Source organism: Methanoculleus taiwanensis, assembly GCF_004102725.1.
GTDB classification, from domain to species: Archaea; Halobacteriota; Methanomicrobia; order Methanomicrobiales; family Methanoculleaceae; genus Methanoculleus_A; species Methanoculleus_A taiwanensis.
Window position 1 is genome coordinate 145875 of the sequence record NZ_LHQS01000004.1, and the last position, 19331, is coordinate 165205.

The 19331-nt window shown below is 58.4% G+C and carries 19 protein-coding genes, 2 tRNA genes and 1 rRNA gene; 17 read left to right on the plus strand and 5 right to left on the minus strand.

Annotated elements, in window-relative coordinates; genetic code table 11:
• Window positions 1–9 precede the first annotated feature (9 nt).
• The 12 genes from ABH15_RS13380 to ABH15_RS13435 all read left to right on the plus strand — a co-directional run bounded on the left by ABH15_RS13380 (window position 10) and on the right by ABH15_RS13435 (window position 9784).
• Window positions 10–198 carry a DNA-directed RNA polymerase subunit N gene (locus tag ABH15_RS13380; protein ID WP_128695097.1) on the plus strand — a complete coding sequence of 63 codons (189 nt, stop codon included), beginning with the start codon at window positions 10–12 and terminating at the stop codon, window positions 196–198.
• Window positions 199–272 (plus strand) — tRNA-Pro (locus tag ABH15_RS13385). It begins immediately after the preceding gene.
• Between the two features lie 32 nt (window positions 273–304).
• A complete protein-coding gene (locus ABH15_RS13390; RefSeq protein WP_128695127.1) occupies window positions 305–472 on the plus strand; it encodes a DNA-directed RNA polymerase subunit K in 168 nt (55 codons plus the stop codon).
• A gap of 7 nt (window positions 473–479) precedes the next feature.
• Window positions 480–1667, plus strand: a complete 1188-nt coding sequence (eno, locus tag ABH15_RS13395; RefSeq protein ID WP_128695098.1) for a phosphopyruvate hydratase — start codon at window positions 480–482, stop codon at window positions 1665–1667.
• Window positions 1667–2275 (plus strand): 30S ribosomal protein S2, encoded by a 609-nt coding sequence (rpsB, locus tag ABH15_RS13400; protein ID WP_128695099.1) that lies wholly within the window; start codon window positions 1667–1669, stop codon window positions 2273–2275. The genes eno and rpsB overlap by 1 nt, the downstream gene beginning before the upstream one ends.
• Window positions 2276–2302: 27 nt before the next feature.
• Entirely contained in the window at window positions 2303–3091 is a 789-nt protein-coding gene (amrB, locus tag ABH15_RS13405) for an AmmeMemoRadiSam system protein B (RefSeq protein WP_128695128.1), read from the plus strand.
• Window position 3092: 1 nt separating this feature from the next.
• Window positions 3093–3962, plus strand: a complete 870-nt coding sequence (gene mvk / locus ABH15_RS13410) for a mevalonate kinase (RefSeq protein WP_128695100.1) — start codon at window positions 3093–3095, stop codon at window positions 3960–3962.
• Window positions 3955–4713, plus strand: a complete 759-nt coding sequence (locus tag ABH15_RS13415; protein WP_128695101.1) for an isopentenyl phosphate kinase — start codon at window positions 3955–3957, stop codon at window positions 4711–4713. The genes mvk and ABH15_RS13415 overlap by 8 nt, the downstream gene beginning before the upstream one ends.
• Window position 4714: 1 nt before the next feature.
• A complete protein-coding gene (gene fni, locus ABH15_RS13420; protein ID WP_128695102.1) occupies window positions 4715–5767 on the plus strand; it encodes a type 2 isopentenyl-diphosphate Delta-isomerase in 1053 nt (350 codons plus the stop codon).
• An 18-nt stretch (window positions 5768–5785) separates the two neighbouring features.
• Window positions 5786–7123, plus strand: coding sequence for an RNase J family beta-CASP ribonuclease (locus ABH15_RS13425; protein ID WP_128695103.1), 1338 nt, complete (start codon window positions 5786–5788; stop codon window positions 7121–7123).
• An 11-nt stretch (window positions 7124–7134) separates the two neighbouring features.
• On the plus strand, window positions 7135–8097 hold the full coding sequence (locus ABH15_RS13430) for a polyprenyl synthetase family protein (protein ID WP_128695104.1): 963 nt from the start codon (window positions 7135–7137) through the stop codon (window positions 8095–8097).
• Between the two features lies 1 nt (window position 8098).
• Complete coding sequence (locus ABH15_RS13435; RefSeq protein ID WP_128695105.1) at window positions 8099–9784, plus strand: glutamate--tRNA ligase; 1686 nt, start codon at window positions 8099–8101, stop codon at window positions 9782–9784.
• A gap of 144 nt (window positions 9785–9928) precedes the next feature.
• Here ABH15_RS13435 and ABH15_RS13440 read toward each other — a convergent pair whose 3' ends face one another.
• Window positions 9929–10573, minus strand: coding sequence for a tetratricopeptide repeat protein (locus ABH15_RS13440; protein ID WP_164913768.1), 645 nt, complete (start codon window positions 10571–10573; stop codon window positions 9929–9931).
• A gap of 137 nt (window positions 10574–10710) precedes the next feature.
• On the opposite strand from ABH15_RS13440, the gene ABH15_RS13445 reads away from it, so the two are divergent.
• On the plus strand, window positions 10711–11211 hold the full coding sequence (locus tag ABH15_RS13445) for a flavodoxin domain-containing protein (protein WP_128695107.1): 501 nt from the start codon (window positions 10711–10713) through the stop codon (window positions 11209–11211).
• Between the two features lie 630 nt (window positions 11212–11841).
• Window positions 11842–13347, plus strand: coding sequence for an MBL fold metallo-hydrolase (locus ABH15_RS13450; RefSeq protein ID WP_241648133.1), 1506 nt, complete (start codon window positions 11842–11844; stop codon window positions 13345–13347).
• A 182-nt stretch (window positions 13348–13529) separates the two neighbouring features.
• Here ABH15_RS13450 and ABH15_RS13455 read toward each other — a convergent pair whose 3' ends face one another.
• The gene (locus tag ABH15_RS13455) at window positions 13530–14402 is read right to left on the minus strand and encodes a phosphate ABC transporter substrate-binding protein (protein ID WP_241648134.1); all 873 of its coding nucleotides are present in this window, start codon (window positions 14400–14402) and stop codon (window positions 13530–13532) included.
• A 103-nt stretch (window positions 14403–14505) separates the two neighbouring features.
• Complete coding sequence (locus ABH15_RS13460) at window positions 14506–15810, minus strand: APC family permease (RefSeq protein WP_128695109.1); 1305 nt, start codon at window positions 15808–15810, stop codon at window positions 14506–14508.
• Between the two features lie 239 nt (window positions 15811–16049).
• On the opposite strand from ABH15_RS13460, the gene ABH15_RS13465 reads away from it, so the two are divergent.
• The 3 genes from ABH15_RS13465 to ABH15_RS13475 all read left to right on the plus strand — a co-directional run bounded on the left by ABH15_RS13465 (window position 16050) and on the right by ABH15_RS13475 (window position 18866).
• The gene (locus tag ABH15_RS13465; RefSeq protein ID WP_128695110.1) at window positions 16050–17849 is read left to right on the plus strand and encodes a formylmethanofuran dehydrogenase subunit B; all 1800 of its coding nucleotides are present in this window, start codon (window positions 16050–16052) and stop codon (window positions 17847–17849) included.
• Between the two features lie 85 nt (window positions 17850–17934).
• Window positions 17935–18207: a hemerythrin domain-containing protein gene (locus tag ABH15_RS13470; RefSeq protein ID WP_128695111.1), complete on the plus strand. Its 273-nt coding sequence runs from the start codon at window positions 17935–17937 to the stop codon at window positions 18205–18207.
• 224 nt (window positions 18208–18431) lie between these two features.
• Window positions 18432–18866 (plus strand): hemerythrin domain-containing protein, encoded by a 435-nt coding sequence (locus ABH15_RS13475; RefSeq protein WP_164913770.1) that lies wholly within the window; start codon window positions 18432–18434, stop codon window positions 18864–18866.
• Between the two features lie 171 nt (window positions 18867–19037).
• Here ABH15_RS13475 and rrf read toward each other — a convergent pair.
• Together rrf and ABH15_RS13485 are read right to left on the minus strand one after the other, a co-directional pair.
• A 5S ribosomal RNA gene (gene rrf / locus ABH15_RS13480) occupies window positions 19038–19159 on the minus strand.
• A gap of 5 nt (window positions 19160–19164) precedes the next feature.
• Window positions 19165–19236, minus strand: a tRNA-Cys gene (locus tag ABH15_RS13485).
• Between the last annotated feature and the right edge of the window lie 95 nt (window positions 19237–19331).

Sequence of the window (19331 nt, forward strand, 5' to 3'; positions counted from 1 at the left end):
TACAATAATATGATACCAGTACGATGTTTTACCTGTGGTAAAGTCATATCCACCAGGTGGAAAGAGTTCGAGGAGCGGCGTAACGCCGGCGAGGATCCTAAACAGATCCTCGACGATCTCGGCCTTGAACGCTACTGCTGCAGGCGGATGTTACTGACACACAAGGAAATTGTGGAGGATCTGAATCCATACCAGTGAGGGGTCGTGGGGTAGCCTGGCCATCCTATGGCGTTCGGGATGCTGTGACCTGAGTTCAAATCTCAGCGACCCCATTTTCATTATTAACGAATTTTGAGGACGTATGATGGAATCGTATACTCGATATGAACGAGCGCGGATCATTGGTGCCCGGGCTCTACAGATATCGATGGGTGCGCCGCTCCTTATCAACACCGCCAAAAATGAACCGCTTGAGATTGCGCTTGAGGAGTTTGAGTGCGGCGTAATCCCTATCACCGTAAAGAGAAAGTAGTGATCTGATGACGTCCATAGAACAGATTACCGTAAGAACAATCCTGGATAGCCGCGGGAACGCTACCGTCGAAGCCGACATCTATACTGCATGCGGGTTTGGACGGGCAGCAGCGCCGAGCGGCGCCAGTACCGGAACCTATGAGGCAAAAGTCCGGCCGGCCCGGGATGCGGTAGAGAACGCACAGGAGCACCTGATTCCATCACTCATCGGCGAGGACACTCGCGATCAGATCACATTCGACGCACTGCTCAGGGAGCTCGACGGTACTGCTGATTTCAGTTCTATCGGTGCAAACGTAGCAGTAGCACTCTCACTTGCCTGCGCAAAGGCGGCCGCATCCTCTCTCGACCTCGAACTGTTCAGGTACCTCGGCGGAGCATTCGCCGGCAGAACACCTCTGCCCCTTGGAAATGTCATCGGCGGCGGAGCGCATGCCACCGATGCCACCGAGATCCAGGAGTTTCTCGTCGTCCCTACGGGCGCTGCAGATGCACAGGAAGCAGTCTTTGCAAACGCAGCCGTCCACAGGACGGTCAAGGACCTTCTGAAGAAGCGGGGCAAAGGCTGCGGAAAGGGCGACGAGGGTGCATGGGCGCCCCGGATAGCGGACGCAGAAGCATTTGAGATCATCACCGAAGCCGTCGGTACCGTATCCGACGACATGAACGTCGAGATTAACATGGGCATCGATGTTGCCGCAAGCGAGCTCTTCGACGGTGAGCAGTACCGTTACCGTGACGGTGCAAAGAGCCCCGAAGAGCAGGTTGCCTACATGGCCGACCTCGTCGACCGGTACGATCTCGTGTATGTCGAAGACCCGCTGGCCGAAGAAGACTTCGACGGGTTTGCAGACCTGACCGATATGGTCGGTGACCGCTGCCTCATATGCGGAGACGACCTCTTCGTAACGAACGTCGACCGGATCATGCGTGGTCTCGAGAAGCATGCGGCAAACTGCGTGCTGATAAAACCAAACCAGATCGGAACGCTCAGCGATACGTTCGAGGCCATTCACCTCGCACAGTCAAACGGTATGGAGACCGTCATGAGCCACCGATCGGGCGAAACGACCGATAACACCATCGCTCACCTTGCCACCGCGTTTGAATGCATTTTCTTAAAGACCGGTGCCGTAGGCGGAGAGCGAATTAGCAAACTGAACGAATTGATACGTATTGAGGAGCTGATCTAATGAGCGGAAGCGAGATGGAAATCGAGTTAAAAGAGCCACTCATCCCAGTCGAAGAGTATCTGGCAGCGGGTGTGCACATTGGTACCCAGCAGAAGAGCAAGGATATGATGAAGTTCATCTACCGGGTACGCGGAGACGGACTGTATATCTTAGACATTCAGGCTACCGACGAGAGGATCAAGACCGCCGCAACATTCCTCTCCCAGTTCGACCCGACGAAGATCCTGGTCGTCACCTCCCGGCAGTACGGTCAGTACCCGGCACGGAAGTTTGCGGAGACCATCGGCGGCATGGCCGTCGTCGGCAGGTTCATCCCCGGTATGCTGACAAACCAGCGCCTGAACAAATACATCGAGCCCGATGTCATCGTCGTGACCGACCCCATCGGCGACCACCAGGCCATCACCGAAGCGGTTCAGACCGGGATCCCGATCGTCGCACTCTGCGACACCAACAACATGACCAAGTTCGTCGACATCGTCATTCCCACCAATAACAAAGGCAGAAAGGCGCTCAGTATGATCTACTACCTCCTCACCAAGGAGATGCTGCGCTCCCGGGGGATCTCGACCTCCCTCACTCAGGAAGACTTTGAGACAGAGTTATAAGATAGCAGGCATAGAGACACAAGCTTGATCAGTATGCGCCCATGCAGTGTAGCAGGTACGTTTTATCCTGCGGAGCCCCGCCACCTCGAGCAGCTGCTTGAGAAGTTCTTCAAAACCAGGGCAGCGGGTCTCGATGCACGGGGCATCGTCTCCCCCCATGCCGGATACGTGTATTCGGGTGAGACATCAGCCTGTGCCTTTTCCGCCATACCGCCTGAATTCGACGGTACATTCGTTCTTATTGGTCCCAGTCACCGGGGGTACATGACAGGTACCTCCGCCATACCATGGGCGACACCCCTCGGCCTTGTCGACACCGATACGGCGTTCATCGAAGCACTCGAGATCGACGTCGACGAGGCATCGCAGCAGAACGAGCATTCGCTCGAAGTGCAGATGCCCTTCATCAAATATCGGTTCCCCCGCGCGAGGATCGCACCGATTATGATGGGCGATCAGAGTTACGAGGGAGCGGTCGCCCTTGCCGGGCATATCGTGCAGGCAACCGGCCGGACCGGGCGTGATGTCAGGATTGTTGCATCAAGTGACTTTTCACACTACGTCCCGGACGCCACAGCCCGGAAACACGACCTCTATGCGATCGAGGCGCTTGAAGCGCTCGATATCCCGGAGTTTTACCGGCGCCTGGCCGAAGTGGGAGCAAGTGCGTGTGGATACGGCCCTATTGCGGCAATGTGCATCGCCTCCCGGACGCTCGGGGCAACGAAGGGTCAGCTTCTGCGTTATACAACCAGCGGCGACGTGACAGGAGACTATGATCAGGTGGTGGGGTACGCAGCGATAGCGGTGATCTAGAGTGGCAACGTGGAGCGCGCCGGGGAAGGTATTCCTCTTCGGCGAGCATGCTGTCGTTTACGGCAAGCCGGGAGTAGCGATGGCTATCAAACCGCGCGTGTTTGTCACCGTACGCAAATCGAAAAACCCCACACACGCAAAGTCTCCGTATATCGACGAGTGTTTCAAAGCGATGGGCGTGCGCGGGAGCGTGTATGTCCATTCCCAGTTGCAGAGCTCAAGTGGGCTCGGGTCATCCGCGGCCGTGACCGTGGCGACACTCTGTGCGATCAACGACGAGTACAATCTCGGTCACTCGCGGGATGCTATCGCAGATATTGCCTTCAACATCGAAAAAAAGGTTCAGAGAGGGCGGGCAAGCCCTACGGACACCTATGTCTCCGCAACCGGGGGCCTCGTGCTGATCACCGGTTCGTCGAAACGGAGGCTTCCTCCGCAGAACCTGCAACTCGTCGTCGGGAACACGCTTGTCTCGCACAGCACGTCGAAGATGGTCGAGATGGTCGGGGCTCAGCGCAAACGGCATCCCGATATTATCAATCCTATCCTCGACGCCATCGGAGCGGTCACCATGACTGCTCTCCATAACATTTCAAACCCCAAAGAGCTCGGCCGGTGCATGGACATCAATCACGCACTTCTTGAAGCGCTGGGCGTCGGTCATCCGGCAAGCAGCCGCCTCATTCTCGCCGCACGGACAACCGGTGCATACGGCGCAAAGATTACCGGTGCCGGCGGCGGAGGCAGCATCATCGCACTCTGCCCGCGGCGCGCAAAGAGCAGGGTAGCAGGTGCGATAGAGTCCTGCGAGGGCAGAGCCATCATCACCTCCATCGATACGGAAGGCGCCAGAAGAGAGAAGAATGACTGACACCGTGGTATTGAAGCTGGGTGGCAGCGTGGTCACCGACAAGTCGGGAGACTGCGCAATAGATCACGCTCGCATCACGGCGATCGCATCGGAGATCGCCGCACGCCGAGCGGATGGGATCGTCCTGATCCACGGTGCAGGCTCCTGCGGCCATCCGGAGGCGCGCCGCTACCGGCTCGGGGAGGGTCTCACACTCGGGAACACACCCGGGATCTACCATACCCATGCCGCCGTCTGCAGGCTCAATACCGCAATCGTCGAAACGCTGCGCACTGCAGGGCTCGAAGCTCTCGGCCTTCATCCGCTTGATATGGGACTCGCTGAGAACGGACGGCTCGTCGCGTTCGAGACCGGGCATATCGAGGAGATGATCAACCACGGTATCGTACCGGTGCTCCACGGCGATGTTGTCATGGATAGAAACCGGGGCGCCTGTATCGTCTCCGGAGACCAACTCGTTCTGTATCTGGCACGCCGGCTGAAGAACAGCCGTGTCGGGCTCGCGACCGATGTTCCGGGCGTCCTGAAAGAAGGAGCCGTCATTCCGGCGATCGACCGTGCCGGCATCGGGGCGATAGCCATCGGCGGGTCGGGCAACACCGACGTGACCGGCGGGATGCAGGGAAAGATCGCCGAACTGCTGACCCTTGCAGACGACGGCATAGAGTCGAATATCTTCCACGTCTCGAAGGTCGGCGCATTCCTGGACGGAGTCGACCACGGCGGGACGATTGTAGGGAGGAGCAGGTAGCATGGAGCATACCACGCCGACGTCCTCACGAAAGAAAGAGCACCTGAGGATCTGCTGCGAGAGAGCCATCGAAGCAGGCGATGCCGGTTTCGGAGACGTGCGCCTGGCACACAACGCTCTTCCGGAGTGCGATATGGAGCAGATCGATATCGGCACCCGCTTTCTCAACACACCCCTTGGCTCACCGTTATTCATTGCAGCGATGACCGGAGGACACCCCGATACCATGGAGGTCAACCAGCTCCTGGCACGTGCCGCGGAGCATTTCAACCTTGGTATGGGCGTAGGTTCTCAGCGAGCGGCATTGGAAAACCCGGATCTTGCAGACAGCTTCTCCGTGGTTCGCGAGGAAGCGCCGAGTGCATTCCTCTGTGCGAACCTCGGAATCATCCAGCTGCGCGATCACGGTATAGAATGGGCAGAGCGGGCCGTCGAGATGATCGATGCACAGGCCATCGCCATTCATTTAAATCCACTCCAGGAGGCAATCCAGCCCGAGGGGGATCACGATACGGGAGGATGCCTCGAAGCACTCCGGAACCTCTGCAGGGAGTTTAAGCGCCCGGTTATCGTGAAGGAGACCGGCTCTGGAATATCGGCAGCGACCGCCCGGGATCTCTACGGTGCCGGAGCGGCTGCCATAGATATCGGAGGATGGGGAGGAACGAACTGGGCGGCCGTCGAGTGCCTTCGCGCATCCGACGTCGGACTTGCCCGGCTCGGCGAGGATTTCCTCGGATGGGGAATCCCGACCGTCGTGAGCCTCCGTGAAGTCTGCAGCACCGGCGGCTCCGTCATTGCAACCGGAGGCCTTCGCAGCGGGATTGATATTGCAAAGTCAGTCGCCCTCGGGGCATGCCTCGGAGGCATGGCACTCCCGCTGCTCAAACCGGCGATGCAGGGTGAAGACGAACTCTTTGCAGCCATCGATACGATCCACCGGCAACTCCGGGTAACAATGTTCCTGACGGGTTCGAGAACCGTACAGGATCTCCGGAGAACGCACGTGTACATAACCGGAATAACCCGGCAGATGATTGAAAACAGTTATTGAAACGAAACAGGAGGATACATGGATATAGAGATTTTGGCAGTGGGCGGTTATAACGAAGTCGGCAGAAATATGACTGCCGTCCGCTGCGGAAAAGAGATCGTCGTCTTTGACATGGGTCTCCGGCTGGATCAGGTCATGATCCACGAGGATGCAGATATCGAAAATATGCATTCTCTCGACCTGATCGAGATGAAGGCGATCCCCGACGACACAATAATGAACACGGTGGAGGGAACCGTCAAGGCGATCGTCTGTTCGCACGGACACCTCGATCATATCGGCGCGATACCGAAACTCGCCCACCGCTACAACGCACCGATCATCAGCACGCCCTATACCACGGAACTTATCCGCCAGCAGATCGCCGGTGAGCAGAAGTTCGGCGTCAACAACAAACTCTTTGCCCTCAAAGCCGGGCAACGCTATACCATCTCGCCGACGCTTACGCTCGAGTTCGTCAAGACCCAGCACAGTATCATCGATACCGTCATGTGCGTGCTCCACACGCCCCGCGGTGCGGTGATCTACGCGAATGACTTCAAGCTCGACCGGACGCCCGTGCTCGGCGACCCGCCGGACTTCGCACGCCTCCGGCAGATCGGCAAAGAGGGCGTGCTCGCACTCATCGTCGAGAGTGTCAACGTGGACGATCGAGGCCGGTGCCCGAGCGAGAAGATTGCACGCGACCTTGTCCGCGATACGATCACGAGCTACGAGGACGACAAGAACGCACTCTTCGTCTCGACCTTCTCATCGCACATCGCCCGTGTCAAAACCATCGCCGAATGCGCCCACGAGATCGGCAGGAAGCCCGTTCTCCTCGGCCGGTCGATGGAGCGCTACAGCTCTGCGGCGGAGCAGATGAAACTCGTCGCGTTTCCGGAGACGCTCTCGATGTTCGGAAACCGCCGGACGGTCGACCGGACGCTGCGGCGGATTATGAAGTCGGGGAAAGAGAAGTTCCTCCCGATCGTCACCGGACACCAGGGGGAGACGGGAGCAATCCTCACCCGTATCGTGATGGGTGATACGCCCTACAAGATGGAGAAGGGCGATAAGATCCTCTTCTCGGCAAAGGTGATCCCAAACCCGATGAACTACGGGCAGCGGTACCTCGTCGAGGCACGTGCCAAAATGTCCGGCGTGCGGATCTTCGATGAACTGCACGTCTCCGGCCACTCGTACCGCGAGGATCACTACGAGCTTCTGCATATCTTAAACCCGCAGCACGTCGTCCCCTCTCACGGGGATATCGGCATGACCGGAGGGTATGCACGGTTCGGTGAGGAGATCGGGTACACGCTCGGAAACGATATGCACATTCTCCGGAACGGAAAGAGTGTACTGATTAAGTAAGAGGTTTGTCCATGGAGCTGACGCAGTATCTTGATGTGACCGCAGACCGTGTCGATAAAGTGATCTACCGCTACTTCGGAGACGTCTTTGGCGATCTCTTCCAGGCCAGCGCCCACCTGCTGCTTGCAGGCGGGAAACGCCTCCGGCCGGCCGTCGTTCTCTTATCGGCCGACGCCGTGAAGAAAGGAAGTTCCGACGACGTGATGCTCGCCGCAGTAGCGCTCGAACTGACGCACACCTTCACGCTCATCCACGACGATATCATGGACGGCGATACCTCCCGGCGGGGAGTGGCGACGGTGCATACGGTCTGGGATGAACCGACCGCGATCCTCGCGGGGGATGTCCTGTATGCGAAGGCCTTTGAGTTCCTCTCAGTAGCAGAAGCAAGCGACCGTGCCAAGGTGCATGCACTCCGGATGCTCGGCAAGACCTGCGCCGAGATCTGTGAAGGCCAGAGCCTCGATATGTCGTTTGAGAGGCGCGACGACGTGACCGAGGCAGAGTACCTCGAGATGGTGCAGAAGAAGACGGGTGTTCTCTACGGAGCATCCGCCGCCATCGGCGGGGTTCTCGTCGGTGCTTCCCCCGTGGAGATCGACGCACTCTACCAGTGGGGCATCAACAGCGGTATTGCCTTCCAGATCCAGGACGACCTCATCGACCTTCTGGCAAGCGCCGAAGCGACCGGGAAAGACCGCGCGTCGGATATCCGCGAGGGGAAACAGACCCTGCTCGCGATCCGTGCGCGGGAGAAGGGACTCGACCTTACGCCGTACAGGCGGGAACTCTCCGCCTCCGATATCGATGAGATCATCGGACGTCTCAATGAGGCGGGGGTCATCGACGAGGTCAGAGCCGTCGCCCTCGAGCGGGCGAACGTGGCAAAACAGGCGCTCGGCATCCTCCCCGACTCCGAAGAGAAACAGCTCCTGACCGATATTACCGATTACTTCATCAACCGAGGGTTCTGATATGGACACCGAGCTCCGCCGGCTTCTCTTCGTCTACGCGCTCCAGAACGCCGTTAAGCACACCGGCACTCCAAAGAGCGGGACGGTCATCGGAACCGTCCTCGGAAAGCACCCGGAATACCGGAGCCGTGCACGCGATCTCGGCCCCATCGCCACGGAGATCATAGCCGAAGTCGGTGGCATGACCGCAGACGAGCGCCGGGCAGCGCTCGAATCACTGGCTCCGGAGCTCATCGCAGAGCTGACCGAGACCCACGAACGGGTGCGGGAACTCCCTGCGCTCGAAGGCGGCGAGAACGGTGTCGTGATGCGGTTCGCGCCGAACCCGAGCGGGCCGCTCCACCTCGGGCACGCACGGGCAGCGATTCTGAACGACTACTATGTACGCCGGTACGGCGGGAAATACATCCTCAGAATCGAGGATACCGATCCCCGCAGGGTCGACCCCGAGGCCTACCGGATGGTGCAGGAGGATATCGACTGGCTCGGTCTTTCGATCACCGATATCGTCTACCAGAGCGACCGGCTCGATATCTACTACGAGTACTGCGAGAAGCTGATAGCGCTCGGCGGTGCGTATGTCTGCGTCTGCGATCAGGAGATCTTCAGAAACCTGAAACTCGCGAAGAAGGCGTGCCCCTGCAGAGCCCTGAGTATCGAGGAGAACCTCGAGCTCTGGCAGAAGATGCTCGACGGCGAGTTCTACGAGGGTGCAGTGACGGTCAGGGTCAAGACCGAACTCGAGCATCCCGACCCCGCCATGCGGGACTACTCCATCTTCCGGATCGTCGGCTCACCAATCCACCCGCGGATCGATGCGACCGTCTACCCCCTGATGAACTTCTCGGTGGCCGTGGACGATCATCTCCTCGGCATAACGCACGTCATCCGCGGAAAAGACCATATCGCCAACACCCGCAGGCAGCGGTACATCTTCGACTACTTCGGGTGGAAGCCTCCGGTGTACCGGCACTACGGCCGGATGTCCATATCGGGAGTCGTCCTCTCCACCTCGGGGATGCGGGAAGGGATCGCAGCCGGGATGTATACCGGGTGGGACGATATTCACCTCGGAACGCTGCGGGCGATCGCGAGGCGCGGGATCCAGGCGGAGGCCGTGCGGGACGCCATGGTCGATATCGGAACCGGCGAGACCGACATATCGTTCTCGTGGGAGAATCTCTACGCCCAGAATAAGGCGCTCGTCGATCCGAAAGCAAGCAGGTTCTTCTTTGTCCCGGATCCGGTTGCGGTATCGGTTGCAGGCGCTCCGTTCCAGACGGCGCAGGCACCGCTGCACCCGAACGATCCGGCCCGCGGCTACCGGACGCTCGCCTGTGACGGGAGGGTGCTCCTACCGCGTGGCGATATCGAGGGGAAGACCATGGTGCGCTTAAAAGACCTCTACAATATCAGCATCGACTGGTCGACAGGCATCCCTGCGGTGACCTACGCCGGCGATTCCCTCGAGGAGGCACGCCGGGCAAAAGCGCCGATCATCCAGTGGCTGCCTGTGGATGCCCGGGTGCCGTGCACCCTCCACACACAGGACGGCGATCTTGCAGGGTTCTGCGAGGAGCTTGTGGGGAACGAGGCCGGAAACGTCGTTCAGTTCGAGCGCATCGGGTTTGCACGTATCGATACGGCGACGAAGAGCGGTATCGAGGCCTTCTTCGCGCACCGGTGAACAAGTACTGTTCCGGCCATGGTGCCGGCGCCCATTTCTTTTCTCTGCTCACGGGTGTCACCCGCAATCGTTCGTAACTCGGCCAGAAACTCGCGTACGGACGTCCAGAGCCATGAGGAAATAGGCGTGGCGGCTGAACCGGGGTTACTTCATACGAGGGGCAGACTCCGGCTTTCTGTCGACGAGCAGTCTGGAGAGTACTTTACAGGCCCGGTCGATGCCGCTATAGTCACGGGTTCCCAGAACCTCGTAAATGAACGGAGGGATCGCGACGACCTTTTCCGCCTCACTGACATCGGCAGCGAGCTTCCGAAACGCCTTATGGGCAAGGATCGCCTCCCGGTTCCGCCGGGCGAAGTCCCGGTCGGGATCGATCTCGAGAATCCTGTCGTAGCACTGTACGGCCTCGTCGTATCGCCGTTCCACGACGAGCACCCACCCCCTGGTGTGGAGGGCGGTAACGGACGAGGGGTTGATCCGAAGGGAGCGGTCGGAGCAGGCCAGCGCTTCGTCGAACCGGTGCATCTTTGCGCAGAGGAAACCTTTCCGCTGCCAGGACGCCGCATCCTCGGGTGCGAGCGCGAGAACCCTGTCGTAACAGGCTGCGCTCTCGTCGTACCGGTGCAATTTGAGGAGAGCAAAACCCCGGCGTTTCCAGGCGCGGAGGTCTTCCGGATTCTGCTCGAGTGCCCGGCCGAAACAGTAGGCAGCCCGGTCGTAATCGCCTGCATCGCTGAAGTACCTGCCCCGGTTGTACCACATATTGGCTTCCTGAGAGTTCCCTGCCATCGTCCCTGACATGGATCTTGCGGGTAATAACATTAACCGAGATCGGCCACGGCAGGGCTGCTCCCGGTTCCGATACCGCGGATAACACAGCCGTGCAGGTATGCATATATACCTACGGGGTAGAAATGAGAACCAGTATGGACGATACAATTCTGGTTGCGTATGCGACCCGATACGGTTCCACAAAGGAGATCGCCGGTGCCATTGCCGATACGCTCCGCTCCGGGGGAGAGACCGTCGATCTGCTGCCGATGGGAGAAGTCACCGATATCGGCCGGTACCGGGCAGCAGTCGTCGGGAGTCCGATATATATGGGCAAGTGGCTCTCCGACGCACAGATCTTCATCGAACGGCAGCAGAAAGAACTCCGCCGGATGCCGGTTGCCTTCTTCTCCGTCGGGATGACGGTTGTCGATAAAACCGAAGACGGCTACCGCCGGGCGGAGGCCGCGATGGATCAGGTCAGGCTTCTGGTGCAGCCGGTTGAGATCGGGCTCTTCGCAGGAAAACTGGAACCATCCAATCTCTCGCTCCCCGACCGGGCGATCGTCGCACTCGTCCGGGCTCCGAGCGGCGACTACCGGAACTGGGACGAGATCCGCACCTGGGCATCGGGACTCATCGAGAAGATCAGATAGAAGCGGCTGTCAAAACTCACGAGAGTATCTCTAATACAATAAATATATTTTGAAAGAACATCCCCCCTCCCGGCTGCGGGATCACCTGCAGGCTCCTGCACCGGCACGGGGCAACGATGCGGGACTCCCATATCCGTGCTGCTTTACGGTGCCCGACCGGGCGAACAACCGCCATTTCTCCAGGTATCGGCCTGCACAAACAGGCAGGAAATATAATAATAAACGAATATTCCTATCTCCCCTGCCGCATAATATTGATATACCAGAAACAGGCATCTCCTCGCATGATACGAATAACCGTTTTAAACAGGCAGATCAAAAGAAGCGAGCCCGGAACAGGGGTGATATCTCTCTTCCTCCGGGATGCAGCCGTCCGTCTCTGCATCATACTGATCGTGGCTCTCGCAACCGGACTTCGGGCACTCCCCAGAACAAAACCGGCCGTCCGGCAGGTTCAGTCGCAGGTTCACAGACACGTTCCGTCAGAGTAATAGCATAACCACCTGCCTCTGCCGGCTCCGGCGTCCATATCCAACCCGCGAAAAAGGGCATAAATAGAACAACCGCAAACGTACCTGTCACGAATTTCGAGGGAGAGACAGGTTGAAGAGATTTTCATTCATAGCTCGCATGCCTGACAAAACGGGTGCTCTCCATAAAGCAGCCGAGATCGTCAAGCAGTACGGCGGCAATATCAACCGGGTTCATTACGACCGCAGAATCGATGCGGCCACAGTTTTCTTTGAAGTAACGACAACAGAGGATATATACCGGCTCATGAGGGACGACCTGCACGCCATAGGATATCTGCAGGAGTCCCTGCAGACACCCGGTGTTCTCACGTTTTATGTCTACCTGCCGCACAGGTCCGGCGCTCTCTATGATTTTCTTGAGTATATCACGGAAAGCCGCGCGAACATCGCATACATCGACTTTGACGATCGCGGAAAACATCCTGACCGGCTGAAGGTGAGCCTGAACGTCGAGGAGACCGGCGTCGTCGATCATCTCCTCAATCAGCTCAAATCCCGATACCGCCTCGAGATCATAGAGTACGATACGACCGGAAAGCACCTCGACGATACGGTCTTCTACGTCAAGTTCGCCCAGGAACTCCGCGAACTAATCGGAGAGGCGGAGGACGAGTTCCTCCTGCAGCTCCTCCACGACATCAATCACATCGCCCAGGAACTCCAGAACCGCGGAACGGATCCGCGTGAGGTCTTCAGGACCATTCTTCTCACCGGAAGGACACTGCAGAGCACCTGCGGCGAGGGGTTCTACGCCGATCTGCAGCGGATACCCGTTACCGGGGATATCGATCTCTTCTGCTTCCAGCTTCCCTGCGGAGGGAACGTTTACCTTCTCCGGACGCCCGGCGAGGCGGTAATGATAGACACGGGATACGGTATCTACCACCGGGAGATTGCAGCGATGTTCAGGCACTACGGCCTCTGCGATAACGAGGCGCCCGGGAGAGTCCTTATTACCCACGCAGACGCCGACCACTGCGGCGGGGGAGGATACCTGCAGGTCCCCTCGTTGCTGCACCCGGGGTCTGTCGGGGTCATCAGAGAGGCAAACCGGGCGTACGGTTCGCGGAGCGAGAGTTCTATCCTCGAAGAGGTCTATACCACCGTCATCAACCTCTTCTCCGAGTTCCGGCCACCCGAAAACCTGGCACTCTTTCCGACGGAGTCGCAGGAGAAGCGATCGATCTTCCCGATCATCGACCGGATCGCTATCGGCGATCTGGAGTTAGAGGTTCTGGAGAGTCTCGGTGGGCACCTCCACGGCCTGTTCTATCTCTACTGTCCTGACCACGGCCTGCTCTTCACGAGCGATACCCTGATCAACTTCGCGAGCCTCGACGAGAGGCGGAGCAGCTATAATGCACTTGCGGACTTTCTGGTGACGTCCGTCAACGTCGACAGCGACCGCGCCCGCATGGAGCGAAAAGCCCTGCTCGAACTCATCGCCAGCCGGAATGCATCGTGCAGTCCATCAGAAAGGCCGTGCCTCGTCTGCTGCGGCCACGGCGCGGTATCCGTCCTCGACGGCACGCGCCTTGCGACCTACGGCGAGGTCGAGCAGTACCGGGCCCGCGGCGAGACCCGGATGCCGCCGGCACCGTAGGTGTTCCCGGAAGAACAGATCTCCGGTGCGAATCGACGGTTACCGTTCGTGGACGAGGAGGCCAGACATCCGCCCCGGCGGTTTGGTTCTCCTACGGCCTCTGCGACCGGCGGGACAAAACAAGGGGGGGGAGAAGAGAGAGTTGTTGAAAGGGGGAGAGAGGAGATCAGGATTCTGCCGCTTTAGTCGATCCGGACAAATCCTTCTTCTTCAACGATTGCCTGCCCGTCACTGCTGAGGATGAAGTCGATGTAGTCCTTAGCTAGACCGGTCGGTTCACCCACCGTGATCATTGAGAGAGACCGGGCAACCGGGTACTCCTTGCTCTTGACGGCCTCGAGCGTCGGTGCCACGGTCTTGCCGTTCACCACGAGCGGGACACCCGTCACGGTTCCGTCAAGGTATCCGATACCGACATACCCGATGGCGCCCGGAGTCTGGGCGACGGTCTGCTTCACCGCACCGTTCGAGTTCTTCTCAAGCTGGACTTTGGTGAAGTCTTCCTTCTGCATGACCGATTCGTGGAAGTATTCCCGGGTGCCGGAGGCGCTGTCACGGCCGACGACGACGATCTCACCTGCGGAACCGCCGACTGCGTTCCAGCTGGTGATGCTGCCGTTGTAGATGCCTCTCACCTGGTCGAGCGTCAGGCTCGCGACCTGATTACCCGGGTGAACGATCACGGCGATGCCGTCGATGGCAACGACGTGTTCCACAAGGGCGGGGTACTTCTCTTTCTCGGCGGCCTTCAGATCGCGGGAGGCCATACCGATCTCGGCGGTGCCTTCACCAACGGCCTGAACGCCGACACTGGATCCGCCGCCGCTGACCTGAATATCGGCCAGGGAATCCATGTTCATGTAGGCGTCCGCTGCAGCCTGGGCGACGGGAAGCACGGTCGTTGATCCCGTAACCGAGATCGTCTGCGGTTCTGCAGTCTGTTGCTGTTCGGTGCCGGTTCCGGTACACCCGGCAAAGAGCGTTGCAGCGATCACGAGAATAGCGAGCGCGACCAGAGCCGCACCTGCGTTACGAAAGGGAGATGCCATTTTCATGCACAAGAGCATGGGCAGGAGAGAGATATATCAGTTCCCGAATGAGAATATATCAAGACATAGTCCAACAATATACCTATAGAGAGACAATAGAGTTTCACGGTCACGGCTCGCGACCGAGTTCGACCACCGAAAGCAGTATCCCGAACACGGTCAGTGCACCGCCGATGAGCAGGACGACAGGTTCGAGCTGCGTGAGTAATGCGAAGCTGGTGATGATACCAAGCACGGGAAGAACCGGCACCCTGCCGACGGTTCCCGGAGTCCTGAAGGGGCGGGTCAGCCCGGGAGCCCGCAGGCGCAGCAGGATGACGGCCGCGTTGATGACGATGAATGTCAGAAAGAGCATGAAGTTGGTGACATTCGCGACAAAGGAGATCTCCCCGGCGAAGATAAAAGCGATGGAGGCGAGCATGATGGCGAGGATCGCTACCCAGGGAGTGCGAGTCTTCCGGCTGACGCGTGCCAGGAGCGTCGGCAGGGAGTATGACTCTGCCATTCCGTAGGTTATCCTCGACGCGGCGACCATCATCAGAAGAGCGGTATTGGCAGTGGCAAAGAGAGCGATGATGGAGATGATCGTAAAGGCGGGACTCCCGAGCGCGACGTACGCCACGTCGGCAAAGGGAGCGCGGGAAGCTGCGAGCTGCTCCCACCCGACGACGGAGACCGCCGCGAGCGAGACGAGAATGTAGAGGAAGATCGTTATCCCGAGAGCCAGGACGAGGGCAAGCGGGATGGTGCGCTCCGGGTCGCGCACTTCCTCGGAGAGTTTGACCATCTCCTCAAATCCCATATACGCGAAGAAGACGAGCGCTGATGCCTGAAAGATGCCGGAGAAGCCGAGCGGCATCTCCAGGTAATCGACGCTGCCGAGATACGGCAGGCCGATAAGAATGATCATCACGATGCCGCCGGCCTCGATGAGCGTCAGGATGATGGCGACGAGAGCCGTCTCGCGGATGCCGTACAGGAGAATCGCCGAGAGTACCAGGACGAGAGCGACGGCCGATGCGAGGAAAGGAGCGCCCGTGAGATCGGAGAAGTATCCCCCGAATCCGAGTGAGACGGTTGCGACGCCGAAGATGCCGGAGAGGATGATCAGCCACCCGATGACGAAGGCGACTCTCCTGCCGATTGCATTCGAGACGTACTCGTATTCAGCGCTTGCCCGCGGATACATCGAGGAGAGTTCGGCATAGCTGAGAGCGGTGAAACCGGCTATCAGCGCCGAGATCGCAAACGTCATCCAGACGGCGTTCCCGGCAAGCGCGGTCGCCTCCCCGAGGAGCGCATAGATCCCGGCCCCGAGGATGATCCCGACTCCGGAGAGGGTGACCGCGACAAGACCGAGCTCCCGCCGGAGCGGAACCTTCGTGCGAATGAGCTCCGGTTTCTTCCCCTGCATAGCAACAGAATAGGCACAGCCTCCATTTATGCGTATCAGTCCGCACACAACAGATCGGGAAGCAGGTGCACACGAGATACCTGATGGTAAAGTACGGCCTCTGCTCTGCTCGTGCAGGAAGGGGAAGGAGATTCGGATGATACCTCCCGTGCAGGCGGTACATGAAAAGTCATTTACATAAGGTATCAGTCAAGTTGAAATGGAAACCTTAATGTATTGCGAGACCGGAGCGTACCTCAATGAAGGCTCTGATAACGAGCGGGAGGACGATTCGGCAGGGCGAGCAACTCTATTACAAGGATTTGCCGGCGTACTCCCGGGAAACACGACGTTGTTTTATAAATCCTGTCGATCTTCTCGAGCTCTATGCCGATGACGGCGAGAGCCTTCTGATATCCACGAAAACAGGTGACGAGGTGTTCGCCGCCACATCTTCAGAGGACGTCGTTCCCGGAACGATCTTCATTCCCTGCGGCCCGCATGCAAATGCTATCCTGCATGCCGATACGCACGGGACCGGGGCTCCGGATTACAAGTGGCTTATCGGCACGGTGACGCGAACTGAAGAGAAACCACGGTCAGGGTGGGACATTCTCGCTGAAGCAGGCGGCATTGCATGCCCCGAAGTACCGTCATCGCCCGATGGACGGGGGTGCGCCGATACTGCAGTCAGGACAGCGCGGGATGTCCTCTGCCCGCTCTGCGGATGCCTCTGTGACGATATTGCCGTGCAGATTCTGGATAATGCAATTATATCGGTCGATAATGCATGCTCACTGGGCTCGGGGAAGTTTCTCTCCCGGAGCCGCATCTATAGGCCTATCGTCAGAGACGGCGAAGCCTGGAAGTATACCGGCTTTGATGATGCAATCAGACAGGCTTCCGACATCCTTCGTAACGCCGAACGTCCGCTCCTCTTCGGGTGGAGCGGGACATCTGCAGAAGCGCAGTGTCTCGGCATCCACATAGCCGAAGAGATCAGGGGCGTGATCGACAACTGCTCGTCTATCTGCCACGGCCCGTCGATCCTCGGCATCCAGGAGAGCGGTCATCCCGGTTCGACCCTCGGTCTGATCAAAAACCGGGCAGATCTGGTGATATACTGGGGATCTAACCCGATTGAATCGCATCCACGCCATATGAGCAGGTATACGACATACTGTACCGGAAAATTCCGTGATAACGGACGCCAGGAGAGAACGCTGGTCGTCGTGGACATCAGAAAGACGGATACCGCAAAGATCGCCGATGAGTTCATACGGATCAAACCGGGTGGTGATTACGCTGTATTTTCAGCCCTGCGTTCGATCATCAGGGGGCATGACGAGATCATCCCTCCATACGTTTCGGGCATTCCCCGGGAAAAGTTGCTGTGGCTGGCCGATCTCTGTAAAAATGCCCGCTTCGGCGCTTTATTTACCGGAATCGGGCTGACGCAGTCTCCGGGGAAGTACAAGAACGTGCGGAATGCCATTCAGCTCGTCGACGAGCTCAACCGTCATACGAAGTTCACGCTGACTCCCATGCGCGGACACTGGAATGTCAACGGCACAAACCAGACATTCTCGTATCTCACCGGTTTCCCGTATGGGGTTGATTTCTCCCGCGGCATACCCTACTATAATCCCGGTGAGACCACTGCAGTGGATCTGCTGAGCAGGGAGGAAGTCGATGCATGCCTCATCATCGGTGCCGACCCCGGTGCCCACCTGCCACGGAAGTGCACCGAGCACCTGGCAGCGATCCCCACTATCGTCATCGATCCGTATATCTCGCTCAGTACCGCACTTGCCGACATTCACATCCCGGTCGCATGCGTCGGTATCGAAACGGAAGGCATCGGATACAGGATGGACTCAGTTCCTCTCCGGATGAGAAAGATCCTCGCTTCCCCGCTCCCGAACGACGAGTATGTACTGTCAACGATGCTCTCTCACATTCGGGACGCCGAAGTACAGGAGAGCGTCAGGCAGATAAAGCGGTGCATTACCACGGCGTCTCAGTACGCTCCGGAAATTCCCGGCCGAACCGATGCATAGCCGGTCCAACACCCCGGAACCCCAAAGACTTTTCCCTTTTCTGCCGGAGAGGGCACCCGGTGAGGAACGATGACGACGCTGCATATTGTTGCGATCATCAGGCAGGATCAATGCTCTCATTCTGCAACTGCTGGATACCCTTGTGCAGACGGCCGACCGGCGCGAAACCGATTACGCGACAGTGAAGCATGAACTGCAGGGCCACATGCACGTCGAAGAGGCGACGCTCTACCGGCGGATGGAACGGAGTATGCATAAGCGGATCGCCGCGTCGATCGAAGAGCATAATTCGTTTCGGAAGAACTTCGGCAGGCTCGACAGAACACACCCAGAGAGGAGACGTGGCTCACCGGTGTAATGGAACTGAGGCAGGCCGTGCACCGCCATATCGACGGTGAAGAGGTGGTACTCGAGGGAGCGCTTGATGGGAGATCACTTCGAGCGGGCAAAGCGGGCGATGATCCGGATGGCTTCCGGGCAGTACGGGTAACCCCGCCAGGCCGGGCAGCATTCCGGTGCCGTCGGCGAAATCCTTACATACCTGGAGATTCTCTTCTGCCCACGATACCGGTGGAGAGAATCATGGCAGACATTATTGAAATGATACGGGAAGATCACTCGCTCATCCGGAGACTGCTTGACGATCTGGAGAGGCATCCTGATGTCCGGGACATTCGGTACATAACGTTGAAGCGGGAGCTCCAGATGCATATGCACGCGGAAGAGGCAACCATCTACCAGCGTCTTCTTATAGATATCCCGGACGCTATCGGGCGTTCGATCGAAGAGCACAACCGGATACGTCTCCTACTCGGGAAGCTGGATACGACGCCGCTCGGGAATGAGGTGTGGACGCAGCACCTCGGCGAACTGCGAAGCAGTATCGAAGATCATTTCGACGGCGAGGAGGATCTGCTCCTGAAGCGGGCGGCGGACATCCTCTCACAGGTGGATCGCTACGAGATGTATGAGCAGTTCCAGATGGAGAAAGGGGTTATGGCACAGTATACGCGATAAGAGACGGTGTCTCCCGGGAATATATCCGTAGAGGCGTATGTATACAGAAGAGAACCAAGTTTACCATTTTTTCATGCCCGGTGCGGGCGTAACGGTGTGCGAAGAAGAAAGCCGGTCGCTGCCGGGTGTCATAGTGTGAGAAGAAGCAGTTCGTTTCAGTGTAAAGGAAGGTAATAGCAGCGTATCCAGGTTCCCGAGGACTCGCGTACCTCAGTACAACGGGTTACGTGAGTGGGCTTCACTGCTGGGTTCGGAATGGGTCCAGGTGTTTCCCCACTGCTATGGCCGCTATTACCAAAGCCAAGGCCCGGACTTGAACCGGGGTGTAGTTGATCTGCAGTCAACCGCGTAGCCGCTCCGCCACCTTGGCAAGCCGTGTGTATAGGTTAGTGCGTTCATCGGGTATAAACCCTATGTTTGCAGAACCGTTTGGTGTGCACTCTAGATTTCGTCTGAGTTCGGCGG